The following is a 14880-nucleotide window of genomic DNA, read 5'->3' on the forward strand; positions in this document are numbered from 1 at the left end:
CATCGCCGGGTTTGCGTCCCTAACGGCATCTTCCCATTCTCGTGGCCCACTCGAAGCAGCTCTACCCACCCCTCGTGTCGTGGCGCTTGCGCCTGGGGATTGTGCTGTCCGTGCTGTTGCACGCCCTGCTGCTGAGCATACCGATCCAGGGCGATGTCTTCGGCATCGCCGGATTGCGTTTGCCCTGGCAGGAACGGCGCCTGGCGGCCAGCGACCTGCAGGTCGTGCTGGCGCCGGCCCGTGCGCCGGCGGCGCCCGCCGCAGCTCCAAGCCCGAGGCCGGCCCCGGCTCCGGCTCCGGCTCCGGCTCCGGCTCCGACCCGGGCTCCGGTTGCTGCCGTCGCGGCGCCGGCCGTGCCGCGCGTGCCGGCGCCGGATGTGCCACGGCCGGAGGTGAACGAAGCGGCACGCCCGCAGATTACCGCCGCACCGGCGCCTGAGCCAGAGCTGCCGGAAGTCGACCGATCGCGCGAGGCGGAGCTGATCGCCCTGGCGCAGGCGCAGGCCGAACGCGAGGCCGCCGAACGCGAGGCCGCCGCACGCGTGGATGCCGAGCGGGTCGCGGCCGAGCGGCGCGAGCGCGAACGGCAGGCGCAGCACGAAGCGGCGCGGCAGGAACAGGAGCAAGAGGCGCGGCGCGAGGCTGCGCGACAGGAAGCGATTCAACAAGAGCAGGCCAGGCAGGAGCAGGCAAGCCGCGAACAACAGCAGCGCGAGCAGGCGGCGCGCGAGCAGGCAGCAAAAGAGCAGGCAGCAAAAGAGCAGGCGGAAAGGGAGCAGGCGGCAAGGGAGCAAGCAGCAAGGGAGCAGGCGGCAAGGGAGCAAGCGGCACGGGACCAGGCAGTAAGGGACCAGGCCGCAAGGGAGCAGGCGGCACGCGAGCAGGAACGGGCAAGTCAGGCGCAAGCCAGCCAGGCCGCGTCGCCCCAAGCGCCCGCCGTGCAGGGACAGCCAACGCCGCTGGCCCCGCGCGAAGAGCGGCTGCGCGCGATCGCCGAACAACTTGCCCGGGAAGCCTCCCAGCGCAATCCGTCCAATAGTCCTGCTGGCGTGCCGCAGCCGACGGTCAGCGGCCAGCGGCGCGGCTGGCTGTTCGGCCGTTCCGATCCCAACCAGGACCTGGTCGTGTACGCGCAAGCCATGAGCCGCAAGATCGAGATGAACATGACGCTGGACATGGTGCGCGAAGCGGTGAAGCAGCCGCATACGCAGCCGGTCGTCACCGTGGCGGTGCGCGCCGACGGCTCGGTGGAAAAGGTCACCTTCGTGACCTCGAGCGGCGTGGCGGCGATCGACGACGGCATCCGCCAGATCATCGCGAGCCAGGCGCCCTACGGTCCTTTCCCGCCTGCGCTGGCCAGGCAGTACGATGTGGTCGAGATACGCCGCACCTGGCTGTTCGACGTCGCCGTGCGCCTGCAGTAGGGGCGCCGTGATTCCAACCCTTGCATGAAAACGTGAGCAGAACATGAAGCGCAGTTCGAACGGTGGCCTGGTCTATTCCACGGAGAATGGACGCATGTGCCCCGCATGCCGCATGCCGCTCGCGGCCTGCGCCTGCCAGGCCAGGGCGGCGCCCGTGGGCGATGGCGTGGTGCGGGTGTCGCGCCAGTCGAACGGGCGGGGCGGCAAGACCGTCACCCTGGTCAAGGGCGTTGCACTCGATCCGGTCGCGCTGGTGCTGCTGGGCAAACAGTTGCGCACCGCCTGCGGCTCCGGCGGGACGGTCAAGGATGGCGTCATCGAAGTGCAGGGCGATCACTGCGACCTGGTGATGGCGATGCTGGCCAGACTCGGTCATGCCCCGAAACGCGCGGGCGGCTGAGATCTTGCAGCCTGGCTGCCAATCGCGCATGATGCCAACACATGGCATGTGCTAAAGTGACATGATTGCCTGGATGCGGAGCATCCAGGGCGCCGCCGGCCACGTTTGGTGGACGACAGTGGCGCAATCTCCCGGTCAAAGCGACCTTTAGAATAAACCCCGGGTGTCCCATGAATTTGTTCGAACATTTGGCCGTGCTGGCCCTGCTGGTGCTGGCGGCCGGCTTCCTGTCGTTGACCGAGATCGCGCTGGCGGGCGCACGAAAAATCAAGCTGAAACTCCTGGCCGAGGCGGGCGACGAGCGGGCCCGCAAGGTCATCGCCCTGCAGGCCCAGTCGGCCGACTTCTTCGCGGCCTCGCAGCTCGGCCTGAATGCGATCGCCATCCTCGGCGGTATCCTGGGCGAGGGCGCCCTGCGGCCATTCTTCATGGAGTGGCTGTCGCTGTTCTACAGCGGCCCGGGCCGCGAGAACGTGGCCTTCGCCCTGTCCTTCGTGTTCGTCACGACCCTGTTCGTGCTGTTCTCCGACCTGATGCCCAAGCGCCTGGCGATGATCGCGCCCGAGACGACGGCAATGGCCGTCATCCGTCCGGTGCTGTTCGTGATCCGGATTTTCAGGCCATTCTCGTGGGCGCTGAACAAGATCGCCAACATGCTGTTCCGCCTTTTTGGCGTGGACATGACGCGTGAAGACCGCATCACCTTCGACGAGATCTCGGCGGTGGTCGAAGCCGGCGCCCAGGCCGGTGTCCTGCAGAAGCAGGAGCAGCACTTCATCGAGAACGTGTTCGAGCTCGAGTCGCGCACCGTGACGTCGACCATGACCACGCGCGAGAACGTCGTGTTCTTCGACCTGAGCGAGCCCGAAGAGAGCATCCGCCAGAAGATCGCCAATCACTCGCTGTCCAAATTCCCGGTCTGCGACGGCGTGATCGACCGGGTGGTCGGCTATGTCGATACCCGCGACATCCTGGTGCGCCTGCTGGGCAATCAATCGAAGTTCCAGCTGAGCGAATCGACCATCCGCACCGTGCTGATGATCCCGGACTCGCTGACCTTGTCCGAAATGCTCGACCGCTTCCGCTCCAGCAAGGAGACCTTCGCCATCGTGATCAACGAATATGCCTTCGTGGTTGGCGTGATCACCCTGAGCGACATTATGGTCACCGTCATGGGACGCTGGGGCAGCCCGCTGGAAGCCGACCAGCAGACGATGCAGCGCGACGACGGCTCATGGCTGATCGACGGCAGCACGCCGGTGGCCGACATGAAGCGGGTGCTCGACCTGCAGTCGCTGCCCGAGGAAGAGCGTTATGAAACGGCGGCCGGCTTCATGATGTACATGCTGCGCAAGGTGCCCAAGCCGACCGACAGCGTCGAACACGAGAACATGCGCTTCGAGGTGGTCGACGTCGACCACTACCGGATCGACCAGTTGCTGGTCAAGCGCCTGGAGCGCGCCGACCCGTCGTCGGCGTCGACGACCCTGCTGACGGATTAGTCGGGCGGCTGAGCCGTGCGTCAATATATGGCGCACTTTGGTAGCCTGAAGCGGTCCGGCTCGCCCCATGATGCGAGCTGCCTACCTGCTTACAGGAGTCCCAATCCGTGTCGATTCGCAACCTGCTGTCCTCGATCCTGATCGGCGCCGTCGCCAGCGCCCGTTCCATGACCCCCATGGCCACCATCGCGACCGCGCGCCTGGCCGGCCGCGGTACTTCGGGCGAGTTGTTCCTGCTCGACCGCCCGACCTTTAAATATGGCGCGCTGGCGATGGGTGTCGGTGAGCTACTTGGCGACAAGATGAAGAGCGCGCCCGACCGCACCGTCTTTCTCGGCCTGCTGGCGCGCGTGATGAGCGCCGGGATCGCCGGCGCCGCGCTGGCGCCGAAAGGGAGGGAGAAGGCGGGGGCGGCGGCGGCCGTCGCCACTGCCGTGCCGCTGGCCTACCTGACGCTCGCCGGCCGCAAGCAGGCCATGACGCGCATGGGCCAGACCCGCAGCGGCCTGATCGAGGATGCCCTGGTTATCGCCGCCGGCGCCGCGATCGTGGCCATGGCCACCAAGCCGACGCGCGGCTACTGATTCCTACAACCGGGCGAGACGCTCCAGCGCGAGCTGCAGCGTCTCGTCCTTCTTGGCGAAGCAGAAGCGCACGATCTTCGATTCGGTGGGTTGGCTGTAGAACACCGAGACCGGAATCGCCGCCACCTTGATCTGGCTGGTGAGCCACTTGGCGAACGCCACCTCCGATAGATCCGAGATGGCGTCGTAGCGCACGCACTGGAAATAGGTCCCATCGGACGGCAGCAGCGTGAAGCGCGAACCGGCCAGGCCGGCGCGGAACAGGTCGCGCTTGGCCTGGTAGAAGGCGGGCAGGTCGCACCACGGCGCCGGGTCTTGCAGGTAGGCCGCGATGGCGTGCTGCATCGGCGTGGCGACGGAAAAGACGTTGTACTGGTGGACCTTGCGAAATTCGGCCGTCAAGGCTGCCGGCGCGGCGACGTGGCCGACCTTCCAGCCGGTCACATGGAATGCCTTGCCGAAGCTCGACACCACGAAGGCGCGTTCGGCCAGCACCGGGTGGCGCGACACCGAGGCATGCGGCTCGCCCTCGTACACCATGTGCTCGTACACCTCGTCGGACAGCACCAGGATCTGGCTGCCGTCGACGATCGCTGCCAGCGCATCGAGGTCGTGCTGGCGCAGGATGGTCCCGGTCGGATTGTGCGGCGTGTTCACCACGATCATGCGGGTGCGCGGCGTGACGGCAGCGCGCACGGCGTCCCACGGCACGCTGTAGCCGTTCTCGTCGACCAGCATCGCCACCGGCACCACCACGCCGCCGGCGAGGGCCACCGCGGGCGCGTAGCAATCGTAGGCCGGCTCGATGACGATCACCTCATCGCCCGGATGCACCACGGCGAGGATCGCCGACTGGATCGCCTGGCTGGCGCCGACGGTGACGGTGATCTCGGTCGCCGGATCGTAGCGGTGGCCATAGGTGGCCGCGATCTTGGCGGCGATCGCCTCGCGCAGCGCCGGCACGCCGGTCATGGGCGCGTACTGGTTATGCCCGGCGCGCATCGCCTCGCTCACCAGGTCCACCAGCTTCGGGTCGCAGGCGAAGTCGGGGAAGCCCTGGCCGAGGTTGACGGCGCCATGCTCGAGCGCCAGTTGCGACATCTGGGTGAACACGGTCGTGCCTACTTGCGGCAGGCGGGTGACCAGGGTAGGGATGCTCATGGACGCACTCGAAAAGTAAAAGATGGATTTATTCTAGCGTGCCTTCGGCCCTGGCCTTGAGCCAGGCTTCGGGCAGCATGATGCGGAACAGGCCGGCCTGCGCGGTCTTGCGGCCCAGCTTGAGCAAGGCCTTGTCCTTGCTGATCAGGACCGCGGCGCCGGCGTCGCGCGCCAGTTCCATGAATTTCTGGTCGTCGCGGTCGGTGCATACCGGCAGGCGGATCGCTTTCGCATCGGGCGCCACCAGGCGCAGCAGGGAATCGAAACGCGCCGCGGCCTGTTCGCGGCCGGCTTCGTCCAGCGGCAGGTGCGGGTAGCGCAGCACTGCCAGGTATTCGTCGCGGCATTCGGCGCGCGTGACGGCGTCGACTTCCTTCGCTTCGATAGCGGCCAGCAGATCGGCCCAGCGTGGATCGTGGAACACGAACAGGTCGAGCAGTACATTGGTGTCGATGACGATGGGTTTTGCTGGAACGGTTATCATGATGCTTGTTTATCTTTGGAAAAATTTCGGTCGTTCATGCTGATTGTCCTGTCCCCCGCCAAGTCGCTCGATCTCGAATCGCCCCTGACTACGAAGCAACATACCACTCCCGAGTTCATCGCGCAGGCAAGCAGCCTGATCACGGTGCTGCGCGACTATTCGCCGGCCCGGATCGGCGAGCTGATGCACCTGTCGGATGCGCTGTCGGCGCTCAACGTTGGCCGCTATGCCCACTGGGAGCGCGACCACACCGAGGCGCGTCCCGCCATCATGTCGTTCAATGGCGACGTCTACACCGGCTTCGATGCCCCAAGCCTGGATGCCAAGGGACTGAAGTATGCCCAGCGGCACGTGCGCATCCTGTCCGGCCTGTACGGCCTGCTACGTCCATTGGACCAGATGCATCCGTATCGCCTGGAAATGGGCACCAAGCTGGCGAACCCGGGCGGCAAGGATTTGTATGCGTTCTGGGGCGCGACGATCACCGAAGCGCTGAACCGCCAGCTGGCCGAGACCAAATCGAAGTCCTTGGTCAACCTGGCCTCGACCGAGTACTTCAAGTCGGTCAAGCCGAAGCTCCTGGATGCGCCGGTGATCGAGCCGGTATTCCAGGACTGGAAGAACGGCCAGTACAAGATCATCTCGTTCTTCGCCAAGCGCGCCCGCGGCATGATGGCGCGTTACGCGACCGACAAGGGCATTACCGACCCTGAGCAGTTGAAAGAGTTCGATATCGACGGCTATGCCCATGACGCGAGCGCGTCGAGCGGCAACAGCTGGGTATTCCGCCGCCGCTTGGACGCCTGACTCGGACAACCGGCGCCCGAGGGCGCCGGCAGGCAGGGATCTTACTCCACTGCGTCCTTCGGCGAAGGACGCGGGCCGCTCTTGGCCCAGAATTTCCACCATGGCGCATCGGCGCTCGACGTCGGGCGTGGACGGGTATCGTTCTTGGCCCAGAACTTCCACCAGGCAGCGTCGCTGCGTGCACCCGGATTGAGGAAATAGCTGTCAGGGTAGTTGAGCAGGAACACGCGCTGGGTGTCGTCGCGCAGCAGGGGCATGCCCAGCTTGTCGTAGCTGCGGATCATGATGAACAGCGCTTCTTCGCGGGCCGGGGCGTCGGTGTAGTTGGCCACCGCGTCCTGGGCGCGATTGAGCGCTGCCAGGTAAGAGCCGCGGCGATAATAGTAATTAGCCACGTGCACTTCGTACTGCGCCATCGCATTGATCAGGTAGCTCATGCGTTCGATCGAGTCCGGCGCATATTTGCTGTTCGGGTACTTGTCGACCAGGGCCTTGAAGGCGGCGAAGGCTTCGCGGGTGGCGCGCGGGTCGCGCTCGGTCGGATCCTGCTCATAGACGAAGCTGAAGAAGCCCAGCTGGTCGTTGAAGTTGATCAGGCCGCGCAGGTAGTACATATAGTCGACCTGGGCGTGGTTCGGGTGCAGCTTGATGAAGCGCTCGACCGCGGCCAGGGCCTCGGCCTGGTCTTGCGCCTTGTAGTGGGCGTAGGCGATCTCCATCTGGGCCTGCGTTGCATAGACGCCAAACGGGAAGTTGGTTTCGAGCCGCTGGAACAGCGGAATTGCCGCTTCGTAGTGCCCGCCGGCCATCTCCTCACGCGCCTCAGCGTATAATTTCTCCGCCGACCAGTTTTTGGATTCGTCGGTAGGCTTCGGCAGAACACTGCATGCCGAGAGGCCGACGAGGGCGCAAGTTGCGACCAACACAGACAATTTTTTTTGCATAGCTTTTTGCAGAGAAGTTTTACCTAGATTCAACGAACGGCTGATTATAGCCGATGGGACTGACGTGATATTAACTCCTGCGCCGGATTCGGCGGATTTACCTATTGACCCTGACTTTGACGATGAACTGGAGGCCGGGTTCGCCCCCGTGCCCGGCATCGACCTGTCGCCGATCACCCTGGCGCTGCAAGAAGAACACTGCGGCCAGCGGCTCGACAAGGTGGTGGCGGGCCTCGTGCCCCAGTTCTCGCGCAGCCGCCTGCAGCAATGGTTCGAAAGCGGCCACATCATGGTTGACGGCAAGCCGGCGCGCGGCAAGGACACCGCCTACGGCGACGAGACCATCGTCGTCGAACCGCAGGCGGCGCCCGAGGATACGGCGTTCGCGCCGGAGCCGATGGAACTGAACATCGTCCACGAGGACGACGACATCATCGTCGTCAACAAGCCGGCCGGCCTGGTCGTGCACCCGGGTTCGGGCAACTGGAACGGCACCCTGCTCAACGGCCTGCTGCACCACTGCCCGCAACTGGTGGGCGTGCCGCGCGCCGGCATCGTGCACCGCCTGGACAAGGATACCAGTGGCCTGATGGTGGTGGGCAAGACCCTGGCCGCCCAGACCGACCTGGTGCGCCAGCTGCAGGCGCGCACCGTCAAGCGCGAGTATTTCGCGCTGGTATGGGGCACGCCGCGCGCCTCGGGTACGATCGACAGCCCGATGGGCCGCGACGCCAAGGACCGGGTCAAGATGGCGGTCTCGAACAGCCCGTTCGCCAAGCCGGCGATCACCCATTACGAGCGCGTGGTCAGCGGCGAACTCGATCGCCGTCCGGTGTCGCTGGTGCGCTGCCGCCTGGAGACTGGCCGCACGCACCAGATCCGCGTGCACATGCAGTCGCTGGGCTTTGCGCTGGTGGGCGACGCGGTGTACGGCAAGCGCCACCTGACGCCGGTATTCCACCGCCAGGCGCTGCAGGCGCGCCGTCTCGGCCTGGTGCATCCGGGCACGGGCGAGCAATGCGAATGGACGGTGCCGCTGGCCGACGATTTCGCCGCGCTGATCGCCCAGGCGGGCATCAAGGAACCGCAAGATGGCGACTTCGGCAGCGAGAGCGACGACCACGACGATGACGACGGCGTCATCACCTACCGCGTATGACGCAGTCCGCGCTCGCAGCCGCCGACCTGGTCTGGCCGGATTGGCCAGACCTGCCGGCCTCGGTCGGCGCGCTGGCCACCAGCCGCGACGGCGGTGTCAGCACTGCGCCGTATGACGACGGCAAGGGCGGTGGCGGCCTGAACCTGGGGCTGCACGTCAACGACGAACCCGAGGCCGTGAGCGCCAACCGCGAACGGCTGCAAGCCTGGCTGCCGGGCCATCCTGCCTGGATCGCCCAGGTGCATGGCGCCGATGTGGTCGATGCCGCCGCCGTGGGGCCGGGTCTGCCGGTGTGCACGGGTGACGCCAGCACGGCCACCGCGCCCGGCGTGGTGTGCGCGATTCTCACCGCCGATTGCCTGCCGGTGCTGTTCGCCGACCTGGGCGGCAAGGTAGTGGGCGCGGCCCATGCCGGCTGGCGCGGACTGGCGGGCGGCGTGATGAAAGAAACGGTGAAGGCGATGCGTGCGGCGGGCGCGGGCGAGATCACCGCCTGGCTGGGGCCGGCCATCGGCCCCGACGCCTTCGAGGTGGGCCAGGATGTGGTGGACGCCTTCACGGCCGCGATCCCGGGCGAGGCCGCGCGTGCCTGTTTCCGCGATTATCCGGGCCGGTCGGGTAAATTTTTGGCCGATATATTCACCCTGGCGCGCCTGATGCTGGCGCAGGATGGCGTCGAGCGCGTCCATGGCGGCGGCCTGTGCACGGCCAGCGCCCCGCAGCGCTTCTATTCCTATCGCCGCGATGGCGTCACCGGCCGACAAGCCAGCCTGATCTGGATCAAGTAAGGGGTTGCGGGACTGCCCGATACTGCTCAGTCGCCGTCGCCATCCGCACCGGATGGCTCGGCGGCATCCCCAGCCGCATCCTTGTTCCCGGGTTTGCCTTGGTGTTGCGCCGCCGCCTGGCGGCGCTGCCGACGCCGCTTTGCGCCAGTCAGATAAAAAAGAATGGATAATGGGACTGCGCAGTAAAAAACGAAGGTCATGATCCCGCCGATGACGGTCGGTTCGGTCGCCGCCATGAGTACGACGACGTATATCCACGCAATGGCCACGATCCACATGATGTTTTGTTTCCTGGTTGAAGAGACGAGATTCTAACAACGGATGCCTACATGAACATGCCTGACCCGCAAGCTTTTGCCGCAACCTGGATGTCCCAATTCACCGATCCCAAGGCCTGGGAGGGCTGGATGAAGCTGGCGCCCATGGCGCCATTCTCGCCGCCGCCCGCATCCGCCAATCCACTGGCCGGTTTCCTGAAAGACGTGGGCGCCGGCATCGACCCGGCCAAGCTGGAATCGATCCGCGACGATTACCTCAAGAAGGGCGCCCAGCTCTGGCAAGATTTTGTCTCGGGCAAGACACCCGAGCTGCACGACCGGCGCTTCTCCGCCTCGGAATGGTCGGCCAACCCGCTGTCGGCGTTTTCGGCCGCCTCCTATCTGCTCAATTCGGAGTTCATGCTGGCCCTGGCCGATGCGGTCGAGGCTGGCCCGCGCGAGCGCCAGAAGATCCGTTTCGCGGTGCAGCAAATGGTCGACGCCATGTCGCCCGCCAATTTCTTCGCGACGAATCCGGAAGCGCAGAAGAAAATGATCGACACTAGGGGCGAGAGTCTGACCAAGGGCATGGCGAATATGCTGGCCGACCTGCAAAAGGGCCGCATCTCGCAGTCGGACGAATCCGCCTTCGAGGTCGGCCGCAACGTGGGCAATACGCCGGGCCAGGTCGTCTATGAGAATGAGCTGTTCCAGCTGATCCAGTACACGCCAACCACGCCGACCGTGCATAGCGTGCCGCTGTTGATGATCCCGCCGTGCATCAACAAGTTCTACATCCTCGACCTGCAGCCCGAGAATTCGCTGGTGCGCTACGCGGTAGAGCAGGGCAATACGGTGTTCATGGTGTCGTGGTGCAATCCTGATCGCAGCCAGGCCAACCTGGCCTGGGACGATTACGTCGAGAAGGGCGCGATCCGCGCGCTGGACGTGGTGGCCGGGATCAGCGGACAAGACAAGACCCATGTGTTCGGCTTCTGCGTCGGCGGCACCATCGCCGCCACCGCGCTGGCGGTGCTGGCCGCACGCGGCCGGCAGCCGGCAGCCAGCCTCTCGCTGCTGACGACCCTGCTCGACTTTTCCGATACCGGTGTGCTCGAGGTCTTCGTCGACGAGGCCCAGGTCGCGCTGCGCGAACAGGCCCTGGGCGGCGGCGGCCTGATGCCGGGCCGCGACCTGGCGACGACCTTCTCGGCCCTGCGACCGAACGATCTGGTATGGAACTATGTCCAGCAAAACTATTTGAAGGGCAAGGAACCACCGGCCTTCGATTTGCTGTACTGGAATGCCGACAGCACCAACTTGCCGGGGCCGATGTTCTGCTGGTACCTGCGCAATACCTATCTCGAGAACAAGCTGATGCAGCCGGGCGCCCTGACGGTGTGCGGCGTGCCGGTCGACCTCGGCAAGATCGAGGCGCCGGTCTTCGTCTATGGCTCGAAGGAAGACCATATCGTGCCATGGCAAGCGGCCTACGCCTCGATGGGCTTGCTCAATCCAAGGAATCCGAAGGCGAACCGTTTCGTGCTGGGCGCTTCGGGCCACATTGCCGGCGTGATCAATCCGGCCGCCAAGAACAAGCGCAGCTACTGGGTCAATGACAAGACGGGAAAATCGAAGCCGAAAGACGACGCGGCCTGGCTCGACGGCGCGGTCGAGAACAAGGGCAGTTGGTGGCCGGAATGGGCCAAGTTCCTGGCGCAACACGGCGGCGCGGAAGTGCCGGCGCCGACCGCGCCCGGCAATGCGCAATATTCCGCGCTGGAACCGGCGCCCGGACGCTATGTCAAGGCGCGCGCCGATTGAACGGTTGTGCGTTTCATTGACAGAAAAGCTAGGGTAGTAAGCAAACTGGTAATTGCTGCACCTGCGTCAATAGCGTGGTATGGTATGTGCTGTCCGTCTACTGCCGACCTGGCTGCAGACGGCCAGGAGACGAACCGGCCCCGCCGGCGCACACAATTCTAAGTACGTGGTTCACGAAGCCGCGGCGCAACCTATGGAACGAGAGATGAGCAGTGTGAAGAAAAGTACGGAACGCCTGATCAAGAAATACCCGAACCGTCGCCTGTACGATACGCAGACCAGTTCATACATTACTCTTTCCGACGTCAAACAACTCGTGCTCGATGCCGATGAGTTTACGGTGGTCGATGCCAAGAGCAGTGAAGACCTGACCCGCAGCATCCTCTTGCAAATCATCCTGGAAGAAGAAGCGAACGGCGTGCCGATGTTCTCGAGCTCGGTCCTGGCCCAGATCATCCGCTACTACGGCCACGCGATGCAGGGCATGATGGGTTCTTACCTGGAAAAGAACGTGCAAGCCTTCACCGACATCCAGAACAAGTTCACCAGCAATGCCGCCGGCGCGCTCGAAGGCAAACCGTTCAGCCCCGAGATGTGGACCCAGTTCATGAACGTCCAGGGCCCGATGATGCAGGGCATGATGAACAACTACATCGACCAGAGCAAGAACCTGTTCCTGCAGATGCAAGAGCAGATGCAGAACCAGAGCAAGGCGATGTTCGGCGCATTCCCGTTCCCGGGCATGCCGACCAATCCGACCGACAAGAAGTAAGCATCTAGCACAGCGCTGCAACACACCGGCCCGCGACCCCCACCGGGTCCCCGGGTTCAGGTACAATCGCGGATTGCCCAAATCATTTGTCGTCCGCCCATGCCTGAACTCCGTCGTAATCCTTCTGCCAACCCGAGCAACAGCGCAAGCAGCATCGCTGCTGCCGCCAAGGCCCCGGCCATCGTCATTCCGACGCCGGCCGCCGGTGTGACTGCGCCGACGGTCGGTTTTGTCTCGCTCGGCTGCCCGAAGGCGCTGGTCGATTCCGAGCAGATCCTGACCCAGCTGCGCGCCGAAGGCTACCAGACCGCCAAGTCCTACGACGGCGCCGACCTGGTGATCGTCAACACCTGCGGCTTCATCGACGCCGCGGTGCAGGAGTCGCTGGACGCGATCGGCGAAGCGCTGGCCGAGAACGGCAAAGTGATCGTGACCGGCTGCCTGGGCGCCAAGAAGGATGCGGCGGGCGACGACATCATCACCAAGGTGCACCCGAAGGTGCTGGCCGTGACCGGCCCGCACGCCGTCACCGAAGTGATGGCGTCGGTGCACCTGCACCTGCCGAAACCGCACGATCCGTTCATCGACCTGGTGCCGGACCACGGCGTCAAGCTGACCCCGAAGCACTACGCCTACCTGAAGATCTCCGAGGGTTGCAACCACCGCTGCAGCTTCTGCATCATTCCGTCCATGCGCGGCGACCTGGTATCGCGCCGCATCGACGAGGTGCTGGTCGAGGCCGAGAACCTGTTCAAGGCCGGCGTCAAGGAGCTCCTGGTGATCTCGCAAGATACGTCCGCCTACGGCGTCGACGTCAAGTTCCGCACCGGCTTCTGGAACGGCCGGCCGATCAAGACCCACATGACCCAATTGGTCGAGGCGCTGGGCCAGCTGGCGCGCCAGTACGACGCCTGGGTGCGCCTGCACTACGTCTATCCTTACCCGCACGTCGACCATGCGATCCCGTTCATGGGCGACGGCCACGTGCTGCCTTACCTCGACATCCCGATGCAGCACGCGCATCCGGATGTGTTAAAGCGCATGAAGCGTCCGGCCAGCGGCGAGAAGAACCTCGAGCGCATCCTCAACTGGCGCAAGATGAACCCGGACCTGACGATCCGCTCTACTTTTATTGCCGGCTTCCCGGGCGAGACCGAGGCCGAGTTCGAATACCTGCTCGACTTCCTGAAAGAAGCGCAGATCGACCGCCTGGGCTGCTTTGCCTATTCGCCGGTCGAAGGCGCGACCGCCAACGAGCTGGCCAATCCGGTGCCCGAAGAAGTGCGCGAAGAACGCCGCGCCCGCGTCATGCTGCTGCAAGAAGACATCTCGGCCAAGCGCCTGCAGGCCAAGGTCGGCAAGACCGTGCGCGTGCTGGTCGACGAAGTCGGCCCGCGCGAAGCGATCGGCAGGTCAAGCGCGGATGCGCCGGAAATCGATGGCGTGGTCCACATCAAGCGTCCGCTGGTGCCGGGCAAGAACAAGCTCGCGGTGGGCCAGTTCGCCGACGTCGTGATCACCAAGGCAGACGCCCACGACCTGTGGGCCACGCCAGTCTGAAGCATTTTACGTAAGGCCCAGCGCGACCGCATATGAACAAGAAGTCGATCCAGACCACCCTGATCCATAGCGACTACGTCGCGCCGGGCGGCTTCGATGCCTTCCCTCCCGGCATCCACCGCGCATCGACCGTGCTGTTCCCGAACACCGCCGCGATGCGCTCGACCGAATGGCGCGACAAGCAGGCTTACACCTATGGCCTGCACGGCACGCCGACCACGTTTACGCTCGAAGGCAAGCTGGCCGAGATCGAGGGCGGCGCGCACTGCCTGTTGACGCCTTCGGGCCTGGCGGCGATCGCGATGGTCGATTTCGCCCTCCTCAAGAGCGGCGACGACGTGCTGCTGCCGGATAACGTCTACAACCCGAACCGCGAACTGGGGCGTTGGCTGACCCAGGATTTCGGCGTGTCCGCGCGTTACTACGATCCGATGATCGGCGCCGGCATCGCCGGCCTGATCCAGCCGAACACCAGATTGCTGTGGACCGAGGCGCCGGGTTCGGTGTCGATGGAAGTGCCGGACCTGCCGGCGCTGTGCAACGCTGCCCACGAGCGTGGCGTGATCGTCGCGCTGGACAATACCTGGGCGGCCGGGCTGGCGCTGCGCGGCTTCGACCACGGCGTCGACATCGTCATGCATGCGCTGACCAAGTACCAGTCGGGCGGGGCGGACCTGTTGATGGGCGCCGTGATCACGCGCGATCGTGGACTGAACGACCGTATCGCGCAGGCCCATATGCGGCTCGGCATGGGCGTGAGCCCGGACGACGCCTACCTGGTCCAGCGCGGCCTGCCGACCATGAAGCTGCGCTTCGAGCGCCACGACGCGAGCGCACGGCTGCTGGCGGCCTGGTTCAAGGCGCGGCCCGAAGTGGCGAAGGTGCTGCATCCGGCCTTCGAGGATTGCCCTGGACACGCGTTCTGGAAACGGGATTTTACCGGCGCCGGCGGCCTGTTCTCGGTGGTCTTCGACCCACGCTACGATGAAGCCCGGGTCGACCGCATGGTCGACGCCTTGACCCTGTTCGGCATCGGTTACAGCTGGGGCGGGCCGAACAGCCTGGTGATGCCGTACCGGATCAAGAGCCTGCGCGACAAGTGGAGTGATCCGGGCGTGCTGGTGCGCTTCAATGTGGGGCTGGAAGAGCCGAGCGACCTGATCGCCGATCTCGAGCAGGCATTCGGCCAGCTTTGAATGAAAATGGGGCCTCGT

General features: G+C 64.9%; 15 protein-coding genes. 11 read left to right on the top strand and 4 right to left on the bottom strand.

What is annotated here, in order from left to right; all coding sequences use genetic code 11:
• Positions 1-74: 74 nt before the first annotated feature.
• The 4 genes from E8M83_RS24625 (at position 75) to E8M83_RS24640 (ending at position 3910) form a co-directional block, all read left to right on the top strand.
• The gene (locus E8M83_RS24625; protein ID WP_170976916.1) at positions 75-1424 is read left to right on the top strand and encodes a TonB C-terminal domain-containing protein; all 1350 of its coding nucleotides are present in this window, start codon (positions 75-77) and stop codon (positions 1422-1424) included.
• 43 nt (positions 1425-1467) lie between these two features.
• Positions 1468-1824 (top strand): translation initiation factor Sui1, encoded by a 357-nt coding sequence (locus E8M83_RS24630; RefSeq protein WP_137175992.1) that lies wholly within the window; start codon positions 1468-1470, stop codon positions 1822-1824.
• Positions 1825-1994: 170 nt separating this feature from the next.
• Positions 1995-3326, top strand: coding sequence for a hemolysin family protein (locus E8M83_RS24635; RefSeq protein ID WP_137175993.1), 1332 nt, complete (start codon positions 1995-1997; stop codon positions 3324-3326).
• 107 nt (positions 3327-3433) lie between these two features.
• On the top strand, positions 3434-3910 hold the full coding sequence (locus E8M83_RS24640; RefSeq protein WP_137175994.1) for a hypothetical protein: 477 nt from the start codon (positions 3434-3436) through the stop codon (positions 3908-3910).
• Between the two features lie 3 nt (positions 3911-3913).
• Here the strand turns inward: E8M83_RS24640 and E8M83_RS24645 are convergent, their stop codons facing one another.
• On the bottom strand, positions 3914-5071 hold the full coding sequence (locus E8M83_RS24645; protein ID WP_137175995.1) for a pyridoxal phosphate-dependent aminotransferase: 1158 nt from the start codon (positions 5069-5071) through the stop codon (positions 3914-3916).
• Positions 5072-5099: 28 nt separating this feature from the next.
• Positions 5100-5555, bottom strand: coding sequence for a putative toxin-antitoxin system toxin component, PIN family (locus tag E8M83_RS24650; RefSeq protein ID WP_137175996.1), 456 nt, complete (start codon positions 5553-5555; stop codon positions 5100-5102).
• 36 nt (positions 5556-5591) lie between these two features.
• Here E8M83_RS24650 and yaaA point away from each other — a divergent pair, with 36 nt between their 5' ends.
• Positions 5592-6362 (top strand): peroxide stress protein YaaA, encoded by a 771-nt coding sequence (gene yaaA / locus E8M83_RS24655; RefSeq protein WP_137175997.1) that lies wholly within the window; start codon positions 5592-5594, stop codon positions 6360-6362.
• A 41-nt stretch (positions 6363-6403) separates the two neighbouring features.
• Here the strand turns inward: yaaA and E8M83_RS24660 are convergent, their stop codons facing one another.
• A complete protein-coding gene (locus tag E8M83_RS24660; protein ID WP_137175998.1) occupies positions 6404-7306 on the bottom strand; it encodes an outer membrane protein assembly factor BamD in 903 nt (300 codons plus the stop codon).
• A gap of 64 nt (positions 7307-7370) precedes the next feature.
• Here E8M83_RS24660 and E8M83_RS24665 point away from each other — a divergent pair, with 64 nt between their 5' ends.
• Positions 7371-8465: an RluA family pseudouridine synthase gene (locus E8M83_RS24665; protein ID WP_137175999.1), complete on the top strand. Its 1095-nt coding sequence runs from the start codon at positions 7371-7373 to the stop codon at positions 8463-8465.
• Positions 8462-9253, top strand: a complete 792-nt coding sequence (gene pgeF, locus E8M83_RS24670; protein WP_137176000.1) for a peptidoglycan editing factor PgeF — start codon at positions 8462-8464, stop codon at positions 9251-9253. The genes E8M83_RS24665 and pgeF overlap by 4 nt, the downstream gene beginning before the upstream one ends.
• Before the next feature lie 26 nt (positions 9254-9279).
• Here pgeF and E8M83_RS24675 read toward each other — a convergent pair whose 3' ends face one another.
• Positions 9280-9531: a hypothetical protein gene (locus E8M83_RS24675; protein ID WP_137176001.1), complete on the bottom strand. Its 252-nt coding sequence runs from the start codon at positions 9529-9531 to the stop codon at positions 9280-9282.
• 51 nt (positions 9532-9582) lie between these two features.
• On the opposite strand from E8M83_RS24675, the gene phaC reads away from it, so the two are divergent.
• The 4 genes from phaC to E8M83_RS24695 all read left to right on the top strand — a co-directional run bounded on the left by phaC (position 9583) and on the right by E8M83_RS24695 (position 14862).
• Positions 9583-11334, top strand: coding sequence for a class I poly(R)-hydroxyalkanoic acid synthase (gene phaC / locus E8M83_RS24680; protein WP_137176002.1), 1752 nt, complete (start codon positions 9583-9585; stop codon positions 11332-11334).
• Between the two features lie 205 nt (positions 11335-11539).
• Entirely contained in the window at positions 11540-12106 is a 567-nt protein-coding gene (gene phaR, locus E8M83_RS24685; RefSeq protein WP_137176003.1) for a polyhydroxyalkanoate synthesis repressor PhaR, read from the top strand.
• Between the two features lie 99 nt (positions 12107-12205).
• Positions 12206-13666 carry a 30S ribosomal protein S12 methylthiotransferase RimO gene (rimO, locus tag E8M83_RS24690; RefSeq protein ID WP_229491897.1) on the top strand — a complete coding sequence of 487 codons (1461 nt, stop codon included), beginning with the start codon at positions 12206-12208 and terminating at the stop codon, positions 13664-13666.
• A 32-nt stretch (positions 13667-13698) separates the two neighbouring features.
• Positions 13699-14862: a cystathionine beta-lyase gene (locus tag E8M83_RS24695; RefSeq protein WP_137176004.1), complete on the top strand. Its 1164-nt coding sequence runs from the start codon at positions 13699-13701 to the stop codon at positions 14860-14862.
• Positions 14863-14880: the final 18 nt, after the last annotated feature.

This window comes from Massilia sp. HP4 (assembly GCF_005222695.1).
In the GTDB taxonomy this organism is placed as follows: Bacteria; Pseudomonadota; Gammaproteobacteria; order Burkholderiales; family Burkholderiaceae_D; genus Telluria.

Coding starts and splice junctions, on each gene's coding strand:
- E8M83_RS24650 (WP_137175996.1), bottom strand. CDS start 5,555: ATGATAACCGTTCCAGCAAAACCCATCGTCATCGACACCAATGTACTG.
- E8M83_RS24675 (WP_137176001.1), bottom strand. CDS start 9,531: ATGTGGATCGTGGCCATTGCGTGGATATACGTCGTCGTACTCATGGCG.
- E8M83_RS24645 (WP_137175995.1), bottom strand. CDS start 5,071: ATGAGCATCCCTACCCTGGTCACCCGCCTGCCGCAAGTAGGCACGACC.
- E8M83_RS24635 (WP_137175993.1), top strand. CDS start 1,995: ATGAATTTGTTCGAACATTTGGCCGTGCTGGCCCTGCTGGTGCTGGCG.
- E8M83_RS24630 (WP_137175992.1), top strand. CDS start 1,468: ATGAAGCGCAGTTCGAACGGTGGCCTGGTCTATTCCACGGAGAATGGA.
- phaC (WP_137176002.1), top strand. CDS start 9,583: ATGAACATGCCTGACCCGCAAGCTTTTGCCGCAACCTGGATGTCCCAA.
- phaR (WP_137176003.1), top strand. CDS start 11,540: ATGAGCAGTGTGAAGAAAAGTACGGAACGCCTGATCAAGAAATACCCG.
- E8M83_RS24660 (WP_137175998.1), bottom strand. CDS start 7,306: ATGCAAAAAAAATTGTCTGTGTTGGTCGCAACTTGCGCCCTCGTCGGC.
- yaaA (WP_137175997.1), top strand. CDS start 5,592: ATGCTGATTGTCCTGTCCCCCGCCAAGTCGCTCGATCTCGAATCGCCC.
- pgeF (WP_137176000.1), top strand. CDS start 8,462: ATGACGCAGTCCGCGCTCGCAGCCGCCGACCTGGTCTGGCCGGATTGG.
- rimO (WP_229491897.1), top strand. CDS start 12,206: ATGCCTGAACTCCGTCGTAATCCTTCTGCCAACCCGAGCAACAGCGCA.
- E8M83_RS24695 (WP_137176004.1), top strand. CDS start 13,699: ATGAACAAGAAGTCGATCCAGACCACCCTGATCCATAGCGACTACGTC.